Source organism: Mesorhizobium sp. B2-3-2, from assembly GCF_006442295.1.
In the GTDB taxonomy this organism is placed as follows: domain Bacteria; phylum Pseudomonadota; class Alphaproteobacteria; order Rhizobiales; family Rhizobiaceae; genus Mesorhizobium.
This window is the reverse complement of record NZ_VFWA01000005.1, coordinates 298991-323826: the sequence shown is the minus strand read 5'-3', so window position 1 is coordinate 323826 and position 24836 is coordinate 298991. Positions and strand designations below refer to the sequence as shown.

The window sequence follows — 24836 nt, the reverse complement described above, 5'->3', positions numbered from 1 at the left end:
TCTCGTCTCCCATCTTTGCTTGAACCCGATGCCCTTGCAGTTCTGCGGACCGCTTCCAAGACACACGCGCTTTGGAGCATCGGCCCAGTCTATGCGGCTTCGCGCCGTCTTGTCTAAGTGGCTTCATGCCGCCTTGTCTAAAGCGGCTTCATGCCGTTTGGTCTCAAGCGCTTCATCCGTCTTGTCTCAAGCGCCTTCACGCGTCTTGTCGCTGATTGCCTTTCGCAGGAAACCCCCTGCCTTGGCGAGGGCTGCGCGTGCCTCCTCGACCTCAAGCCCGGTGATGGTCAGCAGGATCGCCAGCTTCACGTCGTTGCCGGTCCGGCCGAGCGCCTGGCGCGCCTGCGCCGCCGTGCAGCCTGTGGTCTGCATCACGATCCTGGTTGCCCTGGCGACCAGTTTCCTGTTGGACGGATTAAGGTCCACCATCAGGTTCTGGTAGCTCTTGCCGATGCGGATCATCGAGGCCGTGCTCAGCATGTTGAGCACCAGCTTCTGCGCCGTTCCGGATTTCAGCCGCGTCGAGCCTGTCAGCACCTCCGGACCGACGACCGGCGAGATGGCGATGTCGGCAATACCCGCTATGGTCGATGCCGGATTGCAGGACAGGGCGACCGTCGTTGCCCCCACCTGCTTGGCATGGTTCAGCCCGCCGATCACATAGGGCGTGCGCCCGCTGACCGCGATGCCGACCACCACGTCGTCCGGGGTGAGCCTGATGTCCTGCAAGGCCCTGGCGCCCCTCTTGGGATCATCCTCGGCGCCTTCGGTCGAGCGCACCAGCGCGTCGGGCCCGCCGGCGATCAGGCCAATGACCATGCCTTCCGGCACGCCGAAAGTGGGCGGACATTCCGAGGCGTCGAGCACGCCGAGCCGGCCGCTGGTGCCGGCGCCCATATAGATGAGCCGGGCGCCTTTCTGGAAGGCGAGCACGATGCGGTCGACCGCGGCCGCGATGTCCGGCAGCACCTTTTCGACCGCTGCCGGGACCTCCCGGTCCTCGTCGTTGATCTTGCGCAGCACATCGATCGTCGGCAGCAGGTCGATGTCCATGGTCCGCGGATTGCGGCCTTCGGAAACCAGCCGGTCCAGCTCGGACATCAAACCTTGCTCGCTCATCTCACGCTTTCAAAATCAGGTCGCTCAGCCTGTGACGGGAGTGGTTCCTCAACGGCTCCAGTACACGCGCACTTCGATCTATTGTCGCTACGCTGTTTCGTTAACGTCTTAGAATTCCATATTCGTTCCGTCAACGAAAAGATGGAATAAATTATTCCTCCGGTGCTAGCGCTCGCCGGGCGGCCTGCGGGCAAGAATGATCGCCCCGGAAACCGCGTCGCCATCGGCGGGTTTCAGGCGCCGGCGAACGTCGGGTGCGAGCCATGGTTCGAGCGGACTGGCGAGCCCGCCCAGCAGGGTCACGCGCGGCGCGCCTTTTTCGAACAGAACCCGCACCAGCGTGTCGATCTGTTCGGCGGCCTTTTGCACGATGCGCCGCCCGGCCGGATCGCCTTGGTCGGCGTGGCGCATCACCATCGGCGCCAGGGCCGCATAGTCGGTGGCGCTGGCGCGGTCCATCCAGGCCACGGCTTGCATAGGGTCGCTGTCGAAACGCTGCATGACCTCCGCCAGCAGCGCCGTGCGCTCATGTCGGCCGTCATGGGCGCGCAATGCCAACTGCACGGCCTTCAAGCCGAGATCGGCGCCGCTGCCTTCGTCGGAGATCGGAAAGCCATAGCCGCCGGCGCGCAGGTCGCGCCCTTCGACGAAGCCGAGCCCGATCGAACCGGTGCCGGCGATGACGATGGCGCCGTCCTGGCCCGAATGCGCGCCGAGGCAGGCGGCGACGCCGTCGCTGACGAAATCGATGCTGGCAAAAGGATGCGCGATCGCCCGCAGCGCCTCCAGCGCGCCCTTGCGGCCGATTCCGGCAAGGCCGATGCCGGCGTGGATCCGGTTGGTCTCGGCCGCTCCGAACCCTGCCTCCTCGATCGCCGCGCCAAAGGCCTTGGCAACCGACGCCCATGCCGCATCGATGCCGAGCCGCGTCGACGCCGGACCGGAGAGGCCCTGTCCCAGCACAGTCCCCTTCGCATCCTCGATGCGGGCGCGGCAGCCGGTGCCGCCGCCGTCGACGCCGAGAAAATAATCGGAGCGGCCGTCATTCATGCGCTCAACCGCTCGATGTCGGCGCCGCACAGACGCAGCTTGCGGTCCAGTTGCTCATAGCCACGATCGAGGTGATAGACGCGGTTGATGGTCGTCTCGCCCTCGGCGATCAAGGCCGCCAGCACCAGCGACACCGAGGCGCGCAAATCGGTGGCCATGACTTGCGCGCCGTGCAGGTTCTCGCCGCCGCGCACCAGCGCGGTGGTGCCTTGCAGCTTGATGTTGGCGCCGAGCCGCATCAGTTCGGGAACATGCATGAAGCGGTTCTCGAAGATGGTTTCGCGCAGCAGCGAGGCGCCCTGCGCGCAGCACATCAGCGCCATGAACTGCGCCTGGAGATCGGTCGGGAAGCCCGGATAGGGCTCCGTCGTGACGTCGGCGGCCTTGAGCGGCCGCTCGCGCGACACGATGAGCCCGCGGTCGCCGGGCCAGACGCCGACGCCGGTCGCCTCCAGCAATTGCACCACCGAGGCCATGTGCTCGAGCCGGGCATGCGTCAGTTCCAGCTGCCCGCCGGTGATCGCCGCGGCGATGGCATAGGTGCCGGCCTCGATGCGGTCCGGGATGATGTCGTGCCTGGCCGCGCGCCAGTCCGTGTCGCCGGCGATCAGGATGCGATGCGTGCCGGCGCCTTCGATGCGCGCGCCCATGGCGTTGAGGCAAGCGGCGAGGTCGGCCACTTCCGGCTCGCGCGCCGCGTTGAGGATTTCGGTTTCGCCCTTGGCCGTGGTCGCCGCCATCATGGCGGTTTCCGTCGCTCCGACGGATGGTGAGCTCAGCACGATGCGCGTGCCGGTGAGCCCGTTCGGCGCCGAGGCGACGATCAGCCCGTTCTCGATGGCGATCCGGGCGCCCAGTGCCGCGAGTGCGGCGACATGCATGTCGACTGGCCGCGCGCCGATCGCGCAGCCGCCGGGCAGCGAAACCCGCGCATGGCCGAAACGGGCGAGTAGCGGCGCCAGCACCAGCACTGTCGCGCGCATCTTTCTGACGGTGTCGTAGGACGTCTCCTTGGAAACGGCGGCACTGGTGTCGATCGTCGCGGCGTGGGCCGATCGCGTCACCTCGGCGCCGTGCAGCCGCACCACGCCGAGCATGTTCTCGACGTCGGTCACGTCGGGCAGGTTGGTCAGTTCGAGCGGGTAGGGACTGAGCAGCGCCGCCGCGATCTGCGGCAGAGCGGCATTCTTGGCGCCCGATATGGTGACCGCGCCTTGCAGCCTTTGCCCGCCGACGATGCGCAGTCTGTCCATGGCTGAAACCTTATGCGACCAGTGCCGGGCCGCGTCCGGCGTAGCGCGCTCGAAAGCCTGCTCCCAATCCGGTGCCTAATCCGGCCCGGTTCGAGAATTAATTCCGCGTTCTTGGCTGTCAATCGAAATTGGAATAAATTATTCCTCGGCCGTGCGACTGGACGTCAAAGCGCAAGGGGAACCATGTCCGTTCTGAACAGGATCAATGCCAAGCTCGACGGCATGGCGCCCGGCGATCGTGAGATCGGCCAGTACATCGTCGACAATCCCGACGAGATGCTGCGGCTGTCGACGGCTGCTCTTGCGGCCGAGATCGGGCGCAGCCAGTCGAGCGTCGTCAAGTTCAGCCAGAAGCTCGGCTATGCCAGCTACCAGGAGCTCAAGCTCGCCGTCAGCGAAGCCAAGGCGCGGGAATGGCAGATGCCGGCCGGTATGATCCACGGTTCGATCGAGGTCGGCGACGGCTACCAGGTCATCCTGAAGAAGCTGATCGGCAGCAAGCTTTTGTCGATGGAGCGAACCGTCGCCGCCAACAGCGAGCGGATCATCTCCAGGACGTTGGAATTGCTGAACGGCGCGCGCCGCATCCATCTGGTCGGCGTCGGCGCCTCTTCGCTGGTGGCGCGCGATTTCTCCTACAAGCTGATGAAGCTTGGCCGCAATGTGCTGCATGACAGCGACAGCCATATCCAGATGGCTAATGCCTCGACGCTCGGGCCTGGCGATGTGCTGTTCGCGCTCTCCCATTCGGGCGCCAGCATCGAAACCTTGCGCATAGCCGAGCTCGCCCGCAAGCGCGGCACCATGGTGATCGCCGTCACCGGCCTGCACGACAATCCGCTGAGCCGCGTTGCCGACATCTGCCTCTACACCATCGCCGACGAGGAGCGTGCGCGCTCATCGTCCATCACCGCGCGCGATGCGCAACTGGCGCTGACCGACCTTCTGTTCATCCTCCTGGTGCAGAAGCAGCCGGACGCCAATGATTATGTCCACAACAGCGAGGCGGCGGTCCAGGTGCTGAAGGCCGAACGGCCCTCGTAGCATGCCTGGACGCCGAGTCAGCCTTGGCGCGGCACGCCCTTGGCAAGCAGGTAGACGAGGTAAGGTCCGCCAAGCAGCGATGCGAACAGGCCGACAGGCAGTTCGTACGGGAAGGCCGCCATCCGCGACAGCCAGTCCGATATGGTCATCAGCAAGGCCCCCAGAAGCATCGCCCCGGCAAGATGAATGCATGCGCGCGAAAAGCCGAGGAGCCGGGCAAGGTGTGGCGCGATCAGGCCGACGAAGCTCAACGGGCCGACGATCAAAGCGGCCAGCGCGGTCAGGAGCGCGCTGACAACGACCAGCATCAGCCGCCCGCCGGCTACGGGCACGCCAAGTCCGCGCGCGCTGTCCGGCCCGAGCGGCAGGATGTCCAGCCAGCGCGCGGCAAGGAAAAGCGGCAGCGTCAGCGGCAACAGGCAGGCCTGTGCAACCGATGCGTCCAGGGCAGTCGCCTGGCCGGTCGAACCGCTCAGCCAGCGCAACAGCACATAGGACTGTGCATTGCCCATCGCGATCGTCGCGGTGATCAGCGCGCTGCACAGTGCGCTCATGGCAACGCCGGCAAGCAGCAATCGGTCGGCGCCGAATTTTGCCTTGGCGGCGATGGCCAGCATGGCGGCCAGTGCCGCCAGTGAGCCCAAGGCCGAGCCGGCGAGCTGCCAGCCCAGCCCGGCGGTTGCGCTGACCGTCAACACGGCGGTCAGGCCGGCGCCCGCGCCGGTGCCGACACCAAGCACTTCGGGGCTCGCCAGAGGGTTGCCGGTAACGCGCTGGATGACCACGCCCGCCGCCGCGAGCATTGCGCCGGCGGCCGCGGCCACGCCGACCCGCGGCGCGCGCCAGGAGACGAGATCGGCCAGCAGGTCGCCGCCGGCGATCGACCACCCTGCCGGTCCGCGACCGACCACGAGGGCCAGGGCGGCGGCGGCAAATGTGAGCGCAAGCAGGACGAGGATGACGCGCCAAGGCCGGCGGGCCTTGCGCGGCGTCATGCCATTGGAACCGAGATGCGGCCATTCGAACATGCGCAGCCGCGGCAGCAGCCAAAGCAGCAGTGGGCCGCCCAGAAGCGCGGTTCCCGCGCCGGTCGGAATGCGCTCGCCGCCAGGGCCGGCGGCGAGTTGGACCAGCCCGTCCGTCAGCCACAGCAGTACTGCGCCGATCAGCGGCGCGGCGATCAGCTTCTGCCGCAGCGTGCGCGCGCCCGAAAGCGTGGCGAGCGCCGGCGCGGCAAGGCCGACGAAACCGATGACGCCGATCTGCGCCGCGACGCTCGTCGCCATCCATACCGCAAGCGCGATGACGAGAAAGCGGCTGGTGTGGCGGGCAACGCCAAGGCCGCGCGCCGAGGCGTCGTCGAGGCCAAGGATGGTCAGCGGCCGCAGCAGCATCAATGCCGCGACAGCGCCGGCCGCCAGCCTCATCGTCAGTGCGATGGCCGGTCCCCAATCCTGCTGCACCAGCGACCCGCCGCCCCATATGAACAGCGAGAACAGGTAATCGCCATTGGCGAGGATCAGCGCGGCGCTGACGGAACTCGCGGTCAGCGCAACCATCATTCCGGCCAGCACGACCGACACCGGCTCCAGCCCGCGCCGCCAGGTCAACGCCAGCACCAGCAGCACAGCGGCGGTGCCGCCGGCAAAGGCGACCAGCCCTTGCGACCGTTCCATCAGCAACGGCGCGTAAAGCGAGGCTGCCGTCATCGCCAGTTGCGCGCCGCCCGAAATGCCGAGCGTCGATGGTTCGGCCAGCGGATTGCGCAGCACATGCTGCAACAGCAGGCCGGACAGGCCGAGCACGGCGCCCGCCAGCACCGCCACGACGGCGCGCGGCAGCGTGCTGTAGAACAGGATGACATGGTGGAGATCGCCCGGCAGCGACGCCGGCTGCTGCATGCCGACGCGCCATGCGAACAGGAGTGCGGCCACCCCCGCGAGCAGGCCCCACAGGACGAGCGGCGGCAGCGCGCCGCCGATGGTGCGGTGAGGCATCTCGCTTCTGGCTACGGCGCGCCCCGTCATGAAGCATGACCCGCAAGCGCCGCCGCCGCCAGGCGCGCGAAGCGGCGCGCCGACGGCAGGCAGCCGAAATGGTTGATGGCTTCGAGCACCGCGACGCGGCCCTGGCGCACGGCCGGCAGCGCGTTCCACAACGCATTGGTGGGAAGCGAGCGCCCGACATCCGCCGGCAAGGGCGAGACAATCAGGATCGAGGCCTCGGGCACCCGCGCCAGCGCCTCCAGGCCGACGGGTGCGGCAGCGCTGTAACTTGTCTCGTCGGACCAGGCATTGACCAGGCCGAGCCGCGTTAGCACGTCACCGAACATGGAGTCGCGGCCGAAGGCGCGGAAGTGCCTGGAGTCGCCGAGGCTGATGACAAAGACCGGCCGGCCGGACGTCGTTGGCAAGGCGGCGCGACGCCGCGCTATATCGTCGGCGGTGTCGCCGACGTAACGCTTCGCCTCCGCCGGTCGTCCGAGCTTTTCGCCCAGCGCCAGCGTTGCTGCCTCGGCGAGGGCGTAGGGCGGCACTCCGGCATCGTAGACGGTTTGCGCGAACACCGGCGCTATGCGCTCCAGAATCGGGCGTTGGTACTCGTAGAAATTGGAGATGACGATCAGGTCCGGCGCGACGATGCGCAACAGCTCGTAGTTAGGCGTGCCGCGCAGTCCCAGATCGGTCACGGATTGGGGAACGGCAGGCTCGACCGCAATCCTGCGGAACTGGATCAGTTCGGTCGCCGCCGCCGGCTCGACGCCGAGCGCCAGAAGCGTTTCCAGCATGCCCCAATCGATCGCGGCAATATTTGTCGTCGCGGTCCTGCCGGCAACCGGCGGCAGCAAGGCCGCGGCCGCCAGCGCAAGCACCTGCCGTCTGTTGGGCGGATGGATCATCGCCGGCGGGTTTGGTCCATGATTACCAACTCGTGTGCGCCTTCAGCTTGAAGGAGCGGCCTTCGCCGTAGGAGCAGGTGAGCGTTGCCTGGCAGCCCGACACATAGGTCTTGTCGAAGAGGTTGGTGATGTTGAGGTCGACGCCCCAGTTCTCCTTCTCGTAGCCGAGCTTCAGGTCGGCCAGCGTCACCGCCGGAACCTTCGCCGTATTCTCATTGTCTGCCCATGAGGAGCCGATATAGCGCAAACCGCCGCCAATCGAGATGCCGTCATACCAGTCGCCACGGAAGGTGTAGTCGACCGATGCGGAAGCCATCACTTCCGGCACGATGAAAGGCGTCTTGCCGATGAGCGCCGGATTGGCGTCCCTGGTGATGTCGATATCGTAAGCCGTGAATGCACCGGTAACCCGGAAATCCTCCGTCACGTTCACCTTGCCTTCGAGCTCAACGCCGCGTGAACGCAACTCGCCGGTCTGCATCTGGGTGAAGGGAGTGACATTCGACGGCACGTTCTGACGGGTCAGGTCGAATAGCGACAGGGTGAACAGGCCATCGACAAAAGTCGGCGCATACTTCACGCCGACTTCGTACTGCGTGCCCTCTTCCGGCTTGAACAGATTGCCCATCGCATCGGTGCCGATGATCGGATTGAAGAAGGTGGCGATGCTGGCATAGGGGGTTACGCCGTTGGCGAATTCATAGGCCAGGCCGGCGCGGCCGGAGAAATCGCCAACCGTGCTGCTCTGCGTGCTGGAGCCCGCCGAGTAATAGGTCGGGCGGTTGTCGGCTTCGAGCCAGCCACGGTCGTAGCGGCCGTTCAGTGTCACCAGCCAGCCATCGCCCAAGCGCATTTGATCCTGTGCGTAGAAGCCAAGCTGCTTCTGCGTCAGGTCCTGATTGAGATAGCTGACACGAGGCGTCAGCGGCGAACCGTACACCGGATTGAAAGCGTCGATCGGGTTGTCATAATTGGGATCGTAGAGGCCGGACGACTGTACCTGGTCGATGTTGTAATATTTGAAATCGACGCCACCCAGGATCGTATGTTCGATCGCTCCGGTCGCCACCTTGCCTTCGATCTGGTTGTCGGCGAGGAAGGTCTTGGCCGTGGTGTCATGATCGAAATTGATCCGCGCCAGCTCGGTCGGCCCTCCGATGGTTGACCAGCCGTTCGGATAGACGCTGACCTCGTTGATGTCGGCGGCGGTGAAACGGGCGTTGGAGCGAACGGTCCAGTCATTGTCGAACGTGTGCTCGAACTCGTAGCCGAGCGAGCCCTGCTCGCGTTTGTAGAGGTCGATGTTCGGTTCCATGAAGTTCGCATCGGGATCGATGCGGCCATAGTTCACGCCGCCGACAATGTGATCGATCACGGTTCCATCATAGGGCAGGAAGCTGCCGCCGTTATGGTTCTCGTCGATGTGGCTGTAATTGGCCAGTATGGTTAGCGTGGTCGCTTCGTCCGGCTTCCAGCTAATGCTCGGCGAGATGAAGCCGCGCCAGCCGTTCTGCAGGTCGCTGTAGGTATCGCCGCCGGCGACCTTGCCCGTCATCCGGTAGCTGACCGTGCCGTTGTTGGCGACATCGCCGATGTCGAAGCCGAGATAGACATTACCGGCATCGTTGACGCCGGTTTCGACATAGCGCGTGCGTTCGAAGTCCGGGCGCTTGCTGACATAGTTGACCATGCCGCCGGGATTGCTGCCGCCATAGAGCACCGAGGCCGGGCCTTTCAGCACTTCGATGCGCTCAAGGCCAAAGCTGTCGACATAGAAACCGCCGAAACCATAGCTGAACAGCTGGAGGCCATCCATGTAGGTGCCGGTGGCCGTTGCATCGAAGCCGCGAATGTACATCCAGTTGGTGTCGCTGTCGGGGCCAAAAGGCTGCGCAAAGACGCCGGCGGTGTAGCGCAGCGCCTCGTCGGCCTTCTGTGCACCCCGGTCCTCGATCTCCTGCCGTCCGACCACCGAGACGGATTGCGGGACATCCTTGATGTCGGTCGCGGTCTTGGAGCCGGTTCTGGTCTTCTTGGCGACGACGCCCTCGACCGGCCCGGTCGCGCTATCTCCGGCCTCGCCCTCGACCACGACCGGTTCAAGCTGGGTGCTGGATTGCGCCGTCTGCGCGAGCGCCGGCGGGATCATCGCGACCGCTGCCACGCCGGCCGCCAGAAGCGCCTTGATCCGGTAGATTCTGCTCATCAGGAAAGTCCCCGCCTGTCGTCGTTGAGATACTTGATGATTTATATCAACTTATCTGCGGGTCATTGGATGGATTTGGCCGGGTTGTCCGTTTTTGTCCAAACCTCGGACATCGCCGTCTCATGTTGCGGAAATGTCACTGGCGGCCGACGCTCTTCATCCACGCACCGGGCGTCAATCCGACCACGGACTTGAACACGCGGGTAAGGTGCGCCTGGTCGAAGAAGCCGGTGGCCTGGGCGATGTCGCCAAGCGAGGCAGCCTCATGCGCCATCATCGCCTTTGCCCTGTCGATCCGCGCCTGCATCTGCCAGCGGTGCGGCGGCACGCCCGTTGCCGCCTTGAAGGCATGGCTGATCGCCGTTTCGGACAGGCCGGTCAGCGCGGCAAGATCAGCAAGGCGGATCCTGTCCAGGCAGTGGGCGTCGATGTAGTCGGTGACGAGCCGCAGCTTGCGGCGGGGCAGGGGCGACCGGCGCCTGCCGGCGCTTGGCGGGTCTATCTGGAAAAGGCATGCGAACAACGCATTGAGGAGGCCCTCGCCATAAAGATCATGCAGCTTCCGCTCGCTGCCGCACTCGGCGGCGATAAGGCCGGCAAGCGTGGCGATCCGATCATCGCGAAACTGGAGGCGCGACATCTGCAAGGCATCGCGATCGAGGCTGCGGCCGAAGCGGCGGGTCAGTGTGGCCGCGTCGAAATGCAGGTCGAGATGCCTGATCCGCTTCAGTCCCTCGACCCGGCCGCGGATCGGCATCCCGGCCGGTATATAGGCCATGGAAAACGCCTGGTTGTGGCGGCGCGGTTCGCCCTTGGCGCCTTCGACGACGAAGGCGCCGTCGCCGGTGACGCCGAGAGCGACGAACAGCCGGGGGTCGGGAGAGACGTAATAACCCTCGGCATTGTCACCGCATGAGACATCCCAGAGATCGGCGACCACGCCGTCCCAGACGTGCCATTTCAGGTCGCCGATTACGGCAAATCCCTGAATCCGGCTCTCCATGCGCGCAACGAAGGTCAATTCTGTTTATCCCGGACATAATACATGACAAAAACTATCATGTTTATGCCCGGTCAGCGACTGCACCGCAAGCCCTTGCGGTTCGAAGGTCGTGCTGAACCGATGCCGCTGCCGTCGGTCAGCGCAGCCTCAGACGCTTTCGAGGTAGGTCTCGATCTCGAAGTCGCTGACGTTGAGCGCGAACGTATTCAGTTCCTGGCGTTTGCAGGCTATGAAAGAGTGGCGCAGGATCGCCGGGAAGATCTCCGACACATGCGTCCCGGTTTCAAAGGCCGCGATCGCGGATGCCCAGTCCGGCGGCAGCTTGGCCGGGGCAAGGCCTTGCCCGTCGTTCCCGGTCGGGTCGCCCGGTGACATCTGCCTTTCGATGCCGACCAGTGCCGCGCCCAGTATGGCGGCAAGCACAAGATAGGGATTGGCGTCCGCTCCCGATACGCGATGCTCGATGCGGCGCGCACCGGTCGGGCCGCCGGGAATGCGGATCGCGACCATGCGGTTCTCGTAACCCCAGGCGACGGCGGTCGGCGCGTAGGATCTCGGCCGGAGCCTGCGGTAGGAGTTGAAATGCGGCGCGAACACCAGCGTGCTCTCGGCCATCGCCGCCAGCAGTCCGCCGACAGCGTGGCGCATAATGCCGGAGCCCTGGTCGGTGCCGTCGTCGAAGACGTTGCGCCCATTGGCGTCGACAAGGCTGAAATGGACGTGGAAGCCGTTGCCGGCCCGGTCGCCATAGGGTTTGGCCATGAAGCAGGCGGCAAAGCCGTGCTTGCGGGCAATGCCCTTCACCGTGCGCTTGAACAGGACGGCGTCGTCAGCTGCCCGCAGCGCGTCCGCGACATGGTTCAAATTGATCTCGAACTGACCGACGCCGTTCTCGGCGATTGCCGTATCGACGGGAATGCCTTGTGCCCGGCAGGCTTCGTAGATGTCGTGGATGAAGGCCTCGAAGTCGTCGATCTCGTCGATAGACAGTGCCGCGTCGGAATCCAGACGCCGCCCGGTGACCGGCGAGACGGGCCCGACCGGCCGCTGCGATTGCGGATCGACAAGGTAGAATTCGAGCTCGGTCGCGGCGACCGGGGTCAGGCCCAAGGCCTTGTAGCGGTCGAGGATGCGGGCCAGCGCCCGCCGGGGATCGCCGAGATACGGTGCGCCGCTTTCGTCGGCGAGCCAGAGCGGGATGAGGGCGGTCGGATGCGCAGTCCAATTCACGGGAAGGATGCCGCGGCCGGTCCACTGGCACAATCCGTCTGCGTCGCCGGTCGAGAACACCAGCGCGTTGCCTTCGATATCCTCGCCCCAGATGTCCAGCCCGATCAGCGAATAGGGCATGCGCAGCTTGCCATCCAGCGCCTTGCGCGCCTGCTCGACGGGGATGCGTTTTCCCCGCATGATGCCGTTGAGGTCGCACACCGCGGCCCTCAGGCTCTGGATGTCGTTTCGGCTCTCAAGCCAGTTCAGAACGTCCGCGATTGCATCGCCCAATTTCCAACCTCTGGTTTCGAAGGGTGCCCGCGCCCTGATCGGCTGCACTATCCCTGGTAAAAATGGCTTGTGATTTTCGGAACCCGTATCCGGCCGCAGCCGGAACGGTTCCCTATTTTTTCAAGTCACTAGCTGGGATGTCGGGAGGCATTTCAAAACCAATTGCGCGATCTGCGACCGCAACATAGAGGTAAGGACGCGGAAAGCCAAGGCTCGGCATCGGCCTCAGCGCGCAGCGTCTGCAGCCGCATGAAGGCCCGAGATGCCTGCATCACTCTCGGGCATGCACGGCCGTCATGGGGATATGAAACGCCCCTATCACAAATCTTGACCTTCCCCGCCCTTGCACCTCTGGCCGCTCTCTGGCTTTTTGGGACACCCATCCGAGCGGACTGATTCGTCACGCCGCTCTGCGTCGGTTGCCGTTTCGCGGTGTGATCGATCTGGCGGGGCGTGAAGCGCGAGCGACTGGCGAAGGAGAAGAGGCATGGCCGAGTTCAAGAAGCCCGAGATCTCCGAGATGAGACCCAAGATCACCGTTGTCGGCGTCGGCGGCGGCGGCGGCAACGCCATCAACAACATGATCGCCGAGCAGCTTCAGGGCACCGAATTCATTGCCGCCAACACAGACGCGCAGGCGCTCACCATGTCCAAGGCGACGCGGCTGATCCAACTCGGCGCGCATGTGACCGAAGGGCTGGGCGCCGGATCGCTTCCCGAGATCGGCCGCGCCGCGGCCGAGGAATCGCTGGACGAGATCATGGACCATCTGGCCGGCACCCATATGTGCTTCGTCACCGCCGGAATGGGCGGCGGCACCGGAACCGGCGCCGCGCCGGTGATCGCCCAGGCGGCGCGCAAGGCAGGCATCCTGACGGTCGGCGTCGTCACCAAGCCGTTCACTTTCGAGGGCAGGCGCCGCATGCAGATGGCCGAAGAGGGGATCGAGCGGCTGCGCGAAAGCGCCGACACCGTGATCGTCATCCCCAACCAGAACCTGTTCCGGATCGCCGACGCCAAGACCACCTTCGCCGATGCCTTCGTCATCGCCGACCGGGTCCTCTATGCCGGCGTCAGCTGCATCACCGATCTCATCGTCAAGGAAGGCCTGATCAACCTCGACTTCGCCGACGTCAAATCGGTGATGCGCGGCATGGGCCGCGCCATGATGGGAACCGGCGAGGCGTCAGGCGATAGCCGGGCGATGAAGGCGGCGGAAGCCGCCATCGCCAACCCGCTGCTGGACGAGATGTCGATGAAGGGAGCCAAGGGCGTGCTGGTCTCGATTTCCGGCGGCCGCGACATGACCCTGTTCGAGGTCGACGAGGCCGCCACGAGAATCCGTGAAGAAGTCTATGAAGACGCCGACATCATCGTCGGCGCCATCTTCGACAAGAGCATGGAAGGCCGGTTCCGGGTTTCGGTGGTGGCCACCGGCCTCGACCGCGGGCTCGGCGTGGAAGATGCCGATGCCGGCATGGCGCACGACCATTCCATGCCGTCCGCGGCGCGGACGTTGCAATAGGCCCTGCTCGCCGGCGGCTTTCGCCGCCGGGCACATCGACGTCGCTCGGCCCATCACGCGGTCCAGCCTGGACCTGATCACCGAAAGCGGCTTGCCGAATGCTGCGATCCGCTCACCGGCGGGCCGCTGGGCGGCGGCGCTTCACCTGGCGGCGATGGTGATCGGGTTCCTGCGCGAAATATAAACCGACGCCGCTTTCTTTTGAGCGGTCGCCGTGGCCCTGATAGGTGCCGCGTGTCAGGTGTCCGCATGTCCATTCTCGTTGAAAATCAGCGCCCGTTTTTGAACCTCGCGTGATTTTGCAGGCCCTTGGCGCTTGACTCCGGCGCGTCGGTGTGAAAAATTTTGCAGAAACTGAAAAAAATATCAAAGGGCGGAACGTGGTTGGATTTGGAAACGGCCTCTTGCGCGATGATGAAACCGGCATGGCGGCACGCGCCGCCTGGCTTCATTACGCCGGCGGCCTGACCCAGTCCGAGGTTGCCAAGCGCCTCGGGCTGACCAGCCTCAAGGCCCACCGCCTGATCACCAAGGCCAATCAGGAAGGGTTGGTGAAGGTCTATATCGACGGCGAAGTCTCGGAATGCGTCGAGCTCGAGGACGAGCTGTCGCGCCGCTACGGCCTCGATTATTGCGAGGTGGTTCCCGATTTCGATTCCGAGGAGTTGCCGCTCAAGGCGCTCGGCATCGCCGGCGCGCAATTCCTCAAGCGGGAGATCGAACGCGGCGAGCAGGCGCTGATCGGCGTCGGCCATGGCCGCACGCTCGCCGCCTGCGTGGAATACCTGCCGCGCAGCTCGACAGACAAGATCCGCTTCGTTTCGCTGCTCGGCGGCCTGACGCGGAAGTTCTCGGCCAACCCGCATGACGTCATTCACCGCCTCGCCGAGCGCACCGGCGCCGAAGCCTATGTGATGCCGGTGCCGATGTTCGCCAACACTGTGGACGACCGCGCGGTGTTGCTGGGACAGAAGGGCATCAGTGAGGTTTTCGATCTCGCAAGATCCGCCGACCTTTTGTTTGCCGGCATCGGCACGGCCGAACGCGAAGCCTCGCTCGTCGCCACCGGCATGATCGAGAAGGGCGAGATGGAGGAGATCCGCCGCAATGGCGGCGTCGGCGAATTGCTCGGCCATTTCTTCGACGATGCCGGCAAAGCGGTGGCAACAACCCTTTCCAACCGGGCGCTGGCGCTGGCGCGCGAGGACATCGCCAGCCGCCGGATCGTCGCGGTCGCCGGCGGCAAGGTCAAGGTTCGAGCGGTCAAAGCGGTGCTGGAGGGCCGCTATCTCAAGGGCCTGATAACTGATGAGCGGACAGCGCGATCGCTCGTGGAGGAGACGCCAGTCGGGTAGCCGGCGTCGGTTCAGTTAAAACTACCCTGTGGAGGAGAAGACCAAATGCATGAGAAAGAGAAAGACCTCATTGACGCTTTCCTGCGCGGACAAGTCGACCGTCGTGGGCTGATCAAGGGCCTGGGTGCGATGGGCCTTGCCGCCGGCACGGCCGGTACGCTGCTCAATCTTGGGCAGACCCGGGCGCTGGCCGCCGACTTCGACTGGAAGGCGCACCAGGGCAAGACCATCAAGCTCCTGCTCAACAAGCATCCCTATGCGGATGCGATGATCGCCAACCTCGAAAACTTCAAGCAGTTGACCGGCATGAATGTCGTCTACGACGTGTTCCCGGAAGACGTTTATTTCGACAAGGTCACGGCCGCGTTGTCGGCGAGCTCGCCCGAATACGATGCCTTCATGACCGGCGCCTACATGACCTGGACCTACGGCCCAGCCGGCTGGATCACCGACCTGAATGAATGGATCAAGGATCCGGCCAAGACCAACCCCAACTATGCCTGGGACGACTTCCTGCCCGGCGTCAAGAACTCCTGCGCCTGGAACGGCAAGCCGGGCGGGGCTCTGGGCTCCGAAGACGCCAAGCAATGGTGCATTCCGTGGGGCTTCGAACAAAACAACATCACCTACAACAAGGGGATGTTCGACAAGGCGGGCGTCAAGGTTCCCGGCAATATGGACGAGATGGTGGCCGCTGCCGCCAAGCTCACCAAGGATGTCGGCGGCGGCGTCTACGGCATTGGCGTGCGCGGGTCGCGCTCCTGGGCGACGATCCATCCGGGCTTCCTGTCGGCCTACGCCAATTTCGACCAGAAGGACCTGAACGTGTCGGCCGACGGCAAATTGTCGGCCGCCATGAACACTGCCCAGTCCAAGGCTTTCCACAAGCAATGGGTGCAGATGATCCAGGAAAGCGGTCCGAAGGACTGGTCGACCTACACCTGGTACCAGGTCGGCGCCGATCTCGGCGCCGGCGCCTCGGCGATGATCTTCGACGCCGACATCCTCGGCTACTTCATGAATGGCGGCGACAACAAGATGGCCGGCAAGCTTGCCTTCGCCGCCTTCAAGGCCAACCCGGAGGCCAAGGCGCCAACGCCGAACATCTGGATCTGGTCGCTGTCGATGTCCAACTTCTCCAAGGACAAGGACGCCACATGGTACTTCATGCAATGGGCCTCCGGACCCGAGCATGCACTGTTCGGCGCCACCAAGATGGATTTCGTCAATCCGGTCCGCCAGTCGGTCTGGAAGGATGAGACATTCCGCGAGAAGCTGAACAAGAGCTATCCCGGCTACGTCGAGATGTTCGACGCCTCGGCGCCGGGCGCCTCGATCAAGTTCACCGCGCAGCCGCTGTTCTTCGATCTCACCACCGAATGGGCGGCGACGCTGCAGAAGATGGTGGCCAAGGAAGTGCCGGTGGACGAGGGTCTCGACAAGCTGGCCGAAAGCATCAACGGCCAGCTCAAGGAAGCCGGCCTCGGCTAGATGTAACGGAGGACCGGCCAGCCCTGGCAGGCCGGTCCGACCTTTTCAAGCTTGCGACGCGGTGCCGTAAGGTGGCCGCTAATTCGCCCGACCGGCCGCCTTGCTCCCTTGGGCGGCCGGCAGGGCGGAGCGACAGGGACAACGGAGCAGCACGATGACTGCGGTGGTATCGCAAAGACCCAAGCCCTCGGGCTTCAGGATCAGCAAGAGAGTGCTGCCCTACGTGCTCAGCCTGCCGGCTCTGCTGGTCTGTATCGGCATCCTGATTCCGTTCCTGACCTCGGTCGTGTATTCGTTCCAGCGCTATCGGCTGAGCCAGCCCTGGGCGCGGCAGTTCAACTGGGGCGACAACTACATCTCCTTTTTCACGGATCCGAAGTTCTGGAACACGCTCAAGGTCTCGCTGCTCTATGCCGGCACCACGGTGGTGCTGGAACTGCTTCTCGGCCTGGCCATCGCGCTGCTTTTGCAGAAGCGCTCGACCCTGAACAATTTTATCTCGATCATGCTGCTGATGCCGCTGATGACGGCGCCGGCGCTGGCCGCGCTGATGTGGAAGCTGATGACCAATCCCGGCTTCGGCGTGCTGAGCTATCTCGCCAGCCTCATCGGCTTACAGGATTTCCGCTGGGCCTCGTCGCCGTCGACGGCTTTGTTCACCGTCGTTCTCGTCGATATCTGGGTCTACACGCCCTTCATCATGATCCTGCTGCTTGCTGGGCTGCGCAGCCTGCCGACGCAGCCCTTCGAGGCCGCCGCCCTCGACGGCGTGCCGAGGAGCTTCGTCTTCTTCCGCATCACGCTGCCGATGCTGACGCCCTACATCCTGACGGCGACTTTGTTCCGCCTGCTCGATTCCATCCAGCAGTTCGACATCATCTACGCCATGACGCAAGGAGGACCGGGCGACACGCTGACCGTGTTCCAGGTCGAGGCCTACCTCAACTTCTTCCAGTCGACCAATGTCGGCCGCTCGGCGGCGCTGATGATCATCCTGTGGGCGATCACCTATTTCCTCTCCAACATCTTCATCAAGAACTGGCTCAGGCTGCGCGAGCGCGCCCGGGGCCAAGCATAGGAGGAGGCAGCCATGGAACACACCTCCTTGCTTGAACGCATCTTGCGCGGCGCGGCGCTGACGCTGGTCGTGATCTTCTTCATGTTCCCGATCGTCTGGATCCTGATGATGTCGTTCCAGACCAACGAGACCATCCTGCGCATTCCGCCGCAGCTGGTCTTCGAGCCGACGCTTGCCAACTACACCGCGCTGATTACCGGCAAGCTGACGACCGCCGCCGGTACGCTCGACATCGCCTTCATGCGCAATCTCTGGAATTCGGTTTTCCTGTCGGTGACCTCGGTCGCGGTCTCGCTGCTGCTCGGCGTCCCGGCGGCCTACGCCTTCGCGCGGCACAAGTTCCGCGGCTCGGAGGACATCGCCTTCACGCTGCTGTCGTTCAGGTTCGCGCCGGCCCTGCTGGTGCTGTTGCCGCTTACGCTCTATTTCCAGAAGCTCGGGTTGGCCAACACCTATATCGGGCTGATCTGGGTCTACCAGCTGATCTGCCTGCCGCTGATCCTGTGGATCGTGCGCGGCTATTTCGAGGATATTCCGGCCGACATCGAATATGCCTATCGCATCGGCGGCCATTCCTGGTTCGCCACCTTCCGCAGAATAGCGCTGCCGCTCGCCGGCCCAGGCATCGCCGCGGCCGGCCTGCTCGCCTTCATCTTCGCCTGGAACAATTTCGTTTTCGCGCTGGTGCTGGCCTCGGCCGACAAGCAGCCGGTGACGGTCGGCGCGCTCGCCTTCATCACCTCCTCGGGCATCCAGTACGGCCAGATCTCGGCGGCCATCGTTTTGTCGATCACGCCGACGCTGGCGCTCGCCCTCTATGCGCAGCGCTACCTTGTCGAAGGCCTGTCGCTCGGCGCGGTGAAGGGGTAGTTCCATGGCCAGCCTCGAACTCAGAAAAATCGTCAAGCGCTACAAGAGCCAGACCGTGCTCGACAATCTGTCGCTGACCGTCGCCGACGGCGAGACGCTCGTCCTGTTCGGACCCTCCGGCGCCGGCAAGACGGTGCTGTTGCGCCTCGTCGCCGGCGTCATCGACCCCGATGAAGGCAAGATCCTCATCGGCGGCGAGGACATGACCGATGTCGACGCTGAATTCCGTGGCGTCGGCATGGCGTTCCAGAATTTCGCGCTGTTTCCGCATATGAGCGCGTTCGACAACATCGCTACGCCGCTGGAGGCCAAGCGGTCGTCGCAGGGCGCGATCAAGGCCGGCGTCGAGAGCGTCGCCAGGCTGCTGAAGATCGCCCATGTGCTCTCGCATAAGCCGCGTGCTCTTTCCAACGGCCAGAAGCAGCGCACAGCACTTGCCCGTGCGCTGGTCGGCTCGCCGCCGCTGCTGCTGCTCGACGATCCCTTGCGCAATGTCGACGCCAAGCTGCGCTTCGAGATGCGGCTCGAACTGCCGCGCCTGCTCGCAGACCGCGGCGCCACGGTCGTTTACGTCACCCAGGACTATAAGGAAGCCATGGCGCTCGGCGACCGCATCGCGGTCATGTCGCAAGGCGTCATCAGCCAGCTCGGCACGCCCGAACAGATTTATCGCGAGCCGGCAAATGTCGAGATCGCGCGGCTGTTCGGCGACCCGACCATCAACCTGCTCGACGTCAAGCCGGCGCTTGGCGCCAAGGGAATCCATGTCGCCTTATCGAATGTGCAGGTCCATCTCGCCGGGGCTCCCGAGACCGCGGTCGGCCGCGACTGCATCATCGGGCTCAGGCCGGAAGCACTGCATTTCGTCGGCGAAAATGAACCCGGCGCCATTCCGGTGACGGTTGAGGCCGAAACGCCGCTCAACGAAAAGATCGTCACGCTGGTGCGCACGCTGCGCGGCCGCGAGATCTTGGTTTCGCGGCCGGCCGGAACACCGGGCCGCAGCGAAGGCAAGGCTTATATCGCCGTCGACGGCAAGAGCGCCCTGTTGTTCGATCGCGCCAGCGGCGAGCGCATCGGCTCCAAGAACGTCGTCAGTTTGCGCAACGGAGAAGCCGCATGAGCGCGAGCGCACTCACCATTTCCGGCGTCGACAAATTCTATGGCCCGATCGACCGGGGCGTCCACGCCGTCAAGAAGCTGACGATGGAGATCCACAAGGGCGAGATCGTGGCGCTGCTCGGTTCGTCCGGCTGCGGCAAGACCTCGACGCTGCGCATGATCGCCGGCTTCGAGGAGGTGTCGCGCGGCGCGATCTCGGTCGCCGGCCGCCAGGTGCACACGCTGCCGCCGGTCAGGCGCAACGTGGCGATGGCCTTCGAGGGCTATTCGCTCTACCCGCCGCTGACGGTGCGCGAGAACATGGCCTTCGCGCTCAAGGCGGCCCGGCTGCCCAGAAGCGAGGTCGAGGCCAGGGTCGCCAGCATCGCCAAGCTGCTCGAGATCGAGGACATATTGGAACGTTACCCCAGCTCCATCTCCGGTGGCCAGCAGCAGCGCGCCAGCCTGGGCCGGGCGCTGATCCGCGATGCCGACCTGCATCTGCTCGACGAGCCGATGGGGCAGCTCGAGCCGCAGCTTCGCGCCGTGCTGCGCGGCCGCATCAAGCATTTCATCAAGGAGCGCGGCTTGACCGCGATCCTGGTCACCCACGACCAGACCGAGGCCAATGCGCTTGCCGACCGCATCGCGGTGATGGAAGGCGGCGTGTTGCAGCAGTTCGACACACCGGACCGGATCAAGGAACGTCCGGCGAACCTGTTCACCGGCACCTTCGTCGGCGAGCCGCCGATGAACGTCTTCGAGGCCTATGTCGGCGCCACCGCCGGGCGCATCAATCTCAAGCTGCCCGATGGCCTGTCGCTCGACTACGATAAGGACGCCTTCAGCGCTCCCGTCCGCGACCAGCTGCTCAGCCGCGAGCGGGTCGTCATCGGCATCAGGCCTTACGCGGTGCGGCGCTCGAAGGAAGGTGTCCCCGCCAGGGTTTCGGCCAATCAATGGCTTGGCGACCAGACCCATATAGCGGCCGATTTCGCCGGCGGCTCGCTGGTCCTGGTCGAGCACGACCGCACCCGGCTGGACCTTGGCGCGCCGATCAATGTCAGCATCGACCCGAAGAACCTGCATGTCTTCGACCAGGCGAGCGGCGAGGCCATCTCGCACGGCATGGAGCTCGCCTGATGCGTGATCTCTTGATCGGCATCGACGCCGGCACCTCCGTCATCAAGTCCATCGCCTTCGACACGAAGGGCCGGCAGATCGCCGCCGCGGCAACGCCGAACCGTTACGAGACGCTGCCGGGCGGCGGCGCCGAACAGGATCTAGCGCGCACATGGGCGGATGCGGCGGCGACCTTGCGCCAGCTCGCCGAGAAAGTGCCCGATCTCGCCGGCCGGACCATCGCCATCGCGGTGACCGGGCAGGGCGACGGCACCTGGCTGATCGACGGCAAGGGCGAGCCGGTGGCGAAGGGCTGGCTCTGGCTCGACGCGCGCGCCGCAGGCGTCGTCGAGGAAATACGCGCGCGGCCGGAAGACAGACTGCGCTTCGAAAAGACCGGCAGCGGGCTCGCCGCCTGCCAGCAGGGCTCGCAATTCGTGTTCATGAAGCGCAACATGCCAGAAATGCTCGCCAAGGCGGCGACGGCGTTTCACTGCAAGGACTGGCTCTATTTCAAGCTGACCGGCGAACGTGCCACCGATCCCTCCGAGGGGACCTTCACCTTTGGCGATTTCCGCACCCGCGACTATAGCGAGGATGTGCTCGACGTGCTCGGCGTCGCCGACCTCAGGCATTTGCTGCCGCCGGTCACGGACGGCACCACGCACAGCGCCGCACTGTCGCAGGCGGCGGCCGCCGCCACCGGCATGCTTGCCGGCACGCCGGTCGTGCTCGGCTATGTCGACGTCGTCTGCACCGCGCTTGGCGCCGGCCTGCTCGACCGCGAGCGCAAGCCCGGCTGCACCATCATCGGCTCGACCGGCATGCATATGCGGCTGGCCGAGACGCCGGACGACGTGCAGCTCAACGAGGCCGCGACCGGCTACACCATGGCCATGCCGGCGCCCGGCGTGTTCGCGCAGATGCAGTCCAACATGGCGGCGACGCTCAACATCGACTGGGTGCTTGGGCTGGCCTCCGGCATCCTCGCCTCGCAAGGCATCACCCGCAGCAATGGCGAGATGATCGCGCTCGTCGACACCTGGATCGCCGCATCGCAGCCGGCGTCGTTGCTCTACCAGCCCTACGTGTCCGAGGCCGGCGAGCGGGGGCCGTTCGTCGATGCCAATGCCAGGGCCGGCTTCGTCGGCATTTCCTCGCGTCACGGTTATGCCGATCTGGTGCGCGCCGTCTTCGAGGGATTGGCCTTCGCCGCGCGCGATTGCTACGCCGCCATGGGGCCATTGCCGCGCGAGATCCGGCTGACCGGCGGCGCCGCCCGAAGCCCGGCGCTGCGCAAGATCCTCGGTGCCGCCGTCGGCGCGGACATCCGCACCAGTGAGCGCGAGGAGGCCGGGGCGGCCGGCGCGGCGATGATCGCGGCGGTATGCGTCGGCCTGTATAAGTCGATGGACGAATGCGTCGCGGAATGGGTAACGCCGCTGCTTGGCGAGGCCGAGCCGAGCGATCGGAACCTCGCCGCGATCTATGACAGGATGAGCCCGTCCTACATGTTGGCGCACCAGGCGTTGCGGCCGGTCTGGCGCGCGATGGCTTCAGTGCAGGCAAATTGAGAAGTCGAGTATGCCCAGGAAAATAGCGATCATTGGCGACAACTTCATGCTTCCGGAGGTGTTTCGCGCCAAAATCGAGAAGGTCGCGAGCGGTGACCTCGATGTCAGGACATTGCAGACGGCCTGGCCCGACGAGCCGATGGAATTCGGCGACCCGGCGCTCGGCCTCGACAAGGTCAAGGAGTATTTCGGCCGTCCCGACGAGGTCGTCGAGTTCATCGCCGATGCCGAGATCCTCGTCACCCAGCTCGCACCCCTGTCGGAGGGCATGATGCGGCGCCTGCCGGCGCTGAAGCTGGTCGCGGTTTCGCGCGGCGGCCCGATCAACATCGACATGGAAGCGGCCCGCACGCATGGCATCACCGTCGTCAATGTGCCCGGCCGCAACGCGACCGCCGTGGCCGAATTCGCCATCGGCGCCATACTGGCCGAAACGCGGCTGATCCGGGTCGGCCACGAAGCGCTGCGCAGGGGCGAATGGCGCGGCGATCTCTATCGCGCCGACCGCACCGGCCGCGAGCTTAGCGAGATGACCGTCGGTGTCGTCGGTTATGGCAATATCGGAACAAAGGTAGTCAGGCTGCTGCGCGCTTTCGGCTGCCACGTCCTGGTCAGCGACCCCTATGTGCAGTTGAGCGCCGAGGACCGCAATGCCGGCGTCGAGCTCGTCGCTCTGGACGATCTCCTGTCCCGTTCCGATGTGGTCACGCTGCATTCGCGGGTGACGCAGGAGACGCGCGGCCTGATCGGCAAGGACGCCATCGCGCGGATGAAACCCGGCGTGATCTTTGTCAACACGGCGCGTGGGCCGCTGGTCGACTATGACGCCCTGTACGAGGCGCTTGTTTCGGGACAGATCGCAAGTGCCATGCTGGAGACGTTCGCGGTCGAACCGGTGCCATCGGACTGGCCCTTGCTACGGCTCCCCAACGTGACGCTGACGCCGCATATTGCCGGCGCCTCGGTGCGCACCGTGACCTATGCGGCCGAGCAGGCCGCCGAGGAGGTGCGCCGCTATATCGCCGGGCTGCCTCCGGTCAATCCGTGCTGAGAGCGGCAGCCATGGCGCGTAAATCCGGCAGCGAGATCGTGACGAGATGAGCGGCGGACCCGAAATCGTCGATCTCGTCGTCATCGGCGGCGGCGTCAACGGCGCCGGCATCGCCCGCGATGCGGCAGGCCGCGGCCTCTCCGTCATTCTGTGCGAAAAGGACGATCTGGCGGAAGGCACCAGTTCGCGATCGGGCAAGCTCGTCCATGGCGGCCTGCGCTATCTCGAATATTATGAATTCCGCCTGGTGCGCGAGGCGCTGATCGAGCGCGAGGTGCTGTTGGAATCGGCGCCGCACATCATCTGGCCGATGCGCTTCGTGCTGCCGCACAGTCCTGACGACCGGCCGGCATGGCTGGTCAGGCTCGGCCTGTTCCTCTACGACCATCTTGGCGGCCGCAAGCGGCTGCCGGCTACCCGCACGCTCGATCTGCGCACCGCGCCCGAAGGCGCGCCGATCAAGGACGAATTCAAGCGCGGTTTCGAATATTCCGACTGCTGGGTCGACGACGCCCGTCTCGTGCTGATCAATGCGCTGGACGCGCGCGAGCGCGGAGCCAAGGTCTACACCCGAACCGCCTGCACCGCCGCCCGCCGGGAAGGCGGCCTCTGGTCAGTGGAGATGCGCGACGGCAAGACCGGCGTGAAAACCACCGTGCGGGCGCGTGCGCTGGTCAATGCCGCCGGCCCCTGGGTCAACGACATCATCAACCGCGTGGCTGGCCAGAACTCGACGCGCAATGTCCGCCTGGTCAAGGGCAGCCATATCGTCGTGCCCAAATTCTGGGAGGGGCGTCAGGCCTATCTCATCCAGAACAGCGACAAACGCGTGATCTTCATCAATCCCTATCAGAACGATCTGGCTCTGATCGGAACCACCGACATTCCCTATGACGGCCGGCCCGAGGACGTGGCGGCGGACGAGAGCGAGATCGAGTACCTGATCAGGGTGGTCAACCGCTATTTCAAGCGCGGCCTCGCGCGCAGCGATGTCGTCTATTCGTTCTCCGGCGTCAGACCGCTCTATGACGACAATGCCGACAACCCGAGCGCCGTGACCCGCGACTATATTTTCGAACTCGACGCGCCGGATGCTGAGGCGCCGCTGCTGTCCGTCTTTGGCGGCAAGATCACCACCTTTCGCAAGCTCGCCGAGCATGCGCTGGACAGGATTGCTCCGTTCTTCCCCCGGATGGGCAAGCCCTGGACGGCGAAGGCGCATCTGCCTGGCGGCGACATCGCCAATGCCGATTTCGAACAGTTTCTAGGCGATCTCGGGCGGGAGTATCCATGGATGCCTGCATCGCTGCTCAAGCACTACGGCCGGCTCTATGGGACCAGGACACGCCTTCTGGTCGGCGCAGCCCACTCGCTAGCGGAACTCGGGCGATGCTTCGGCAAGGATTTCTTCGAGCGCGAGGCCAGTTACCTGTTCGAGCAGGAATGGGCTGAGACACCGGCCGACATTCTCGAACGGCGCACCAAGCACGGCCTGCATCTTTCCGCCGAGGAGAGATCGGCTTTCGAACACTGGTGCGCGAGCCGGCTGGCGAGGGCAGGGTGATGGCAATCATCGCCAATGTAGCGCGACA

The 24836-nt window shown here is 64.9% G+C and carries 19 protein-coding genes; 11 read left to right on the top strand and 8 right to left on the bottom strand.

Features of this window, described 5'->3' with window-relative positions; genetic code table 11:
• Positions 1-186: 186 nt before the first annotated feature.
• The 3 genes from murQ to murA form a co-directional block, all read right to left on the bottom strand.
• Positions 187-1119, bottom strand: coding sequence for an N-acetylmuramic acid 6-phosphate etherase (gene murQ, locus FJ964_RS15655; RefSeq protein WP_140551199.1), 933 nt, complete (start codon positions 1117-1119; stop codon positions 187-189).
• A 165-nt stretch (positions 1120-1284) separates the two neighbouring features.
• Positions 1285-2169, bottom strand: a complete 885-nt coding sequence (locus FJ964_RS15650; protein WP_140551198.1) for an N-acetylglucosamine kinase — start codon at positions 2167-2169, stop codon at positions 1285-1287.
• Positions 2166-3422, bottom strand: a complete 1257-nt coding sequence (murA, locus tag FJ964_RS15645; protein WP_140551197.1) for a UDP-N-acetylglucosamine 1-carboxyvinyltransferase — start codon at positions 3420-3422, stop codon at positions 2166-2168. The genes FJ964_RS15650 and murA overlap by 4 nt, the downstream gene beginning before the upstream one ends.
• Before the next feature lie 183 nt (positions 3423-3605).
• Here murA and FJ964_RS15640 point away from each other — a divergent pair, with 183 nt between their 5' ends.
• The gene (locus FJ964_RS15640) at positions 3606-4466 is read left to right on the top strand and encodes a MurR/RpiR family transcriptional regulator (protein ID WP_140551196.1); all 861 of its coding nucleotides are present in this window, start codon (positions 3606-3608) and stop codon (positions 4464-4466) included.
• Between the two features lie 17 nt (positions 4467-4483).
• Here the strand turns inward: FJ964_RS15640 and fhuB are convergent, their stop codons facing one another.
• From fhuB to FJ964_RS15615, 5 genes are all read right to left on the bottom strand, one after another.
• Positions 4484-6463 carry a Fe(3+)-hydroxamate ABC transporter permease FhuB gene (gene fhuB / locus FJ964_RS15635; protein ID WP_140551195.1) on the bottom strand — a complete coding sequence of 660 codons (1980 nt, stop codon included), beginning with the start codon at positions 6461-6463 and terminating at the stop codon, positions 4484-4486.
• Between the two features lie 26 nt (positions 6464-6489).
• A complete protein-coding gene (locus tag FJ964_RS15630) occupies positions 6490-7365 on the bottom strand; it encodes an iron-siderophore ABC transporter substrate-binding protein (RefSeq protein WP_140551194.1) in 876 nt (291 codons plus the stop codon).
• A gap of 22 nt (positions 7366-7387) precedes the next feature.
• Positions 7388-9571, bottom strand: coding sequence for a TonB-dependent siderophore receptor (locus FJ964_RS15625; RefSeq protein ID WP_140551193.1), 2184 nt, complete (start codon positions 9569-9571; stop codon positions 7388-7390).
• Positions 9572-9707: 136 nt separating this feature from the next.
• Entirely contained in the window at positions 9708-10592 is an 885-nt protein-coding gene (locus tag FJ964_RS15620; protein WP_181172485.1) for an AraC family transcriptional regulator, read from the bottom strand.
• Positions 10593-10721: 129 nt separating this feature from the next.
• The gene (locus FJ964_RS15615) at positions 10722-12077 is read right to left on the bottom strand and encodes a glutamine synthetase family protein (RefSeq protein ID WP_140551192.1); all 1356 of its coding nucleotides are present in this window, start codon (positions 12075-12077) and stop codon (positions 10722-10724) included.
• A gap of 487 nt (positions 12078-12564) precedes the next feature.
• On the opposite strand from FJ964_RS15615, the gene ftsZ reads away from it, so the two are divergent.
• The 10 genes from ftsZ (at position 12565) to FJ964_RS15565 (ending at position 24808) form a co-directional block, all read left to right on the top strand.
• The gene (gene ftsZ / locus FJ964_RS15610; protein WP_140551191.1) at positions 12565-13602 is read left to right on the top strand and encodes a cell division protein FtsZ; all 1038 of its coding nucleotides are present in this window, start codon (positions 12565-12567) and stop codon (positions 13600-13602) included.
• Between the two features lie 380 nt (positions 13603-13982).
• Positions 13983-14957: a sugar-binding transcriptional regulator gene (locus tag FJ964_RS15605; RefSeq protein ID WP_181165158.1), complete on the top strand. Its 975-nt coding sequence runs from the start codon at positions 13983-13985 to the stop codon at positions 14955-14957.
• 45 nt (positions 14958-15002) lie between these two features.
• The gene (locus FJ964_RS15600; RefSeq protein ID WP_140497757.1) at positions 15003-16448 is read left to right on the top strand and encodes an extracellular solute-binding protein; all 1446 of its coding nucleotides are present in this window, start codon (positions 15003-15005) and stop codon (positions 16446-16448) included.
• A gap of 154 nt (positions 16449-16602) precedes the next feature.
• On the top strand, positions 16603-17526 hold the full coding sequence (locus FJ964_RS15595) for a sugar ABC transporter permease (RefSeq protein WP_023777019.1): 924 nt from the start codon (positions 16603-16605) through the stop codon (positions 17524-17526).
• Positions 17527-17538: 12 nt separating this feature from the next.
• Positions 17539-18396: a carbohydrate ABC transporter permease gene (locus FJ964_RS15590; RefSeq protein WP_140551190.1), complete on the top strand. Its 858-nt coding sequence runs from the start codon at positions 17539-17541 to the stop codon at positions 18394-18396.
• 4 nt (positions 18397-18400) lie between these two features.
• Positions 18401-19519, top strand: a complete 1119-nt coding sequence (locus FJ964_RS15585) for an ABC transporter ATP-binding protein (protein ID WP_140551189.1) — start codon at positions 18401-18403, stop codon at positions 19517-19519.
• Positions 19516-20640, top strand: coding sequence for an ABC transporter ATP-binding protein (locus FJ964_RS15580; protein WP_140551188.1), 1125 nt, complete (start codon positions 19516-19518; stop codon positions 20638-20640). The genes FJ964_RS15585 and FJ964_RS15580 overlap by 4 nt, the downstream gene beginning before the upstream one ends.
• Positions 20640-22193: an FGGY-family carbohydrate kinase gene (locus tag FJ964_RS15575; RefSeq protein WP_140551187.1), complete on the top strand. Its 1554-nt coding sequence runs from the start codon at positions 20640-20642 to the stop codon at positions 22191-22193. The genes FJ964_RS15580 and FJ964_RS15575 overlap by 1 nt, the downstream gene beginning before the upstream one ends.
• A 10-nt stretch (positions 22194-22203) precedes the next feature.
• On the top strand, positions 22204-23244 hold the full coding sequence (locus tag FJ964_RS15570; RefSeq protein ID WP_140551186.1) for a 2-hydroxyacid dehydrogenase: 1041 nt from the start codon (positions 22204-22206) through the stop codon (positions 23242-23244).
• 46 nt (positions 23245-23290) lie between these two features.
• The gene (locus FJ964_RS15565) at positions 23291-24808 is read left to right on the top strand and encodes a glycerol-3-phosphate dehydrogenase (RefSeq protein WP_140551185.1); all 1518 of its coding nucleotides are present in this window, start codon (positions 23291-23293) and stop codon (positions 24806-24808) included.
• The last annotated feature ends 28 nt before the right edge of the window (positions 24809-24836 follow it).

What these genes read in the sequence shown, in the direction of transcription:
- murQ (WP_140551199.1), bottom strand. Translation starts at nt 1,119, where the DNA reads ATGAGCGAGCAAGGTTTGATGTCCGAGCTGGACCGGCTGGTTTCCGAA.
- FJ964_RS15650 (WP_140551198.1), bottom strand. Translation starts at nt 2,169, where the DNA reads ATGAATGACGGCCGCTCCGATTATTTTCTCGGCGTCGACGGCGGCGGC.
- murA (WP_140551197.1), bottom strand. Translation starts at nt 3,422, where the DNA reads ATGGACAGACTGCGCATCGTCGGCGGGCAAAGGCTGCAAGGCGCGGTC.
- FJ964_RS15640 (WP_140551196.1), top strand. Translation starts at nt 3,606, where the DNA reads ATGTCCGTTCTGAACAGGATCAATGCCAAGCTCGACGGCATGGCGCCC.
- fhuB (WP_140551195.1), bottom strand. Translation starts at nt 6,463, where the DNA reads ATGCCTCACCGCACCATCGGCGGCGCGCTGCCGCCGCTCGTCCTGTGG.
- FJ964_RS15630 (WP_140551194.1), bottom strand. Translation starts at nt 7,365, where the DNA reads ATGATCCATCCGCCCAACAGACGGCAGGTGCTTGCGCTGGCGGCCGCG.
- FJ964_RS15625 (WP_140551193.1), bottom strand. Translation starts at nt 9,571, where the DNA reads ATGAGCAGAATCTACCGGATCAAGGCGCTTCTGGCGGCCGGCGTGGCA.
- ftsZ (WP_140551191.1), top strand. Translation starts at nt 12,565, where the DNA reads ATGGCCGAGTTCAAGAAGCCCGAGATCTCCGAGATGAGACCCAAGATC.
- FJ964_RS15600 (WP_140497757.1), top strand. Translation starts at nt 15,003, where the DNA reads ATGCATGAGAAAGAGAAAGACCTCATTGACGCTTTCCTGCGCGGACAA.
- FJ964_RS15595 (WP_023777019.1), top strand. Translation starts at nt 16,603, where the DNA reads ATGACTGCGGTGGTATCGCAAAGACCCAAGCCCTCGGGCTTCAGGATC.
- FJ964_RS15590 (WP_140551190.1), top strand. Translation starts at nt 17,539, where the DNA reads ATGGAACACACCTCCTTGCTTGAACGCATCTTGCGCGGCGCGGCGCTG.
- FJ964_RS15585 (WP_140551189.1), top strand. Translation starts at nt 18,401, where the DNA reads ATGGCCAGCCTCGAACTCAGAAAAATCGTCAAGCGCTACAAGAGCCAG.
- FJ964_RS15580 (WP_140551188.1), top strand. Translation starts at nt 19,516, where the DNA reads ATGAGCGCGAGCGCACTCACCATTTCCGGCGTCGACAAATTCTATGGC.
- FJ964_RS15575 (WP_140551187.1), top strand. Translation starts at nt 20,640, where the DNA reads ATGCGTGATCTCTTGATCGGCATCGACGCCGGCACCTCCGTCATCAAG.
- FJ964_RS15570 (WP_140551186.1), top strand. Translation starts at nt 22,204, where the DNA reads ATGCCCAGGAAAATAGCGATCATTGGCGACAACTTCATGCTTCCGGAG.
- FJ964_RS15565 (WP_140551185.1), top strand. Translation starts at nt 23,291, where the DNA reads ATGAGCGGCGGACCCGAAATCGTCGATCTCGTCGTCATCGGCGGCGGC.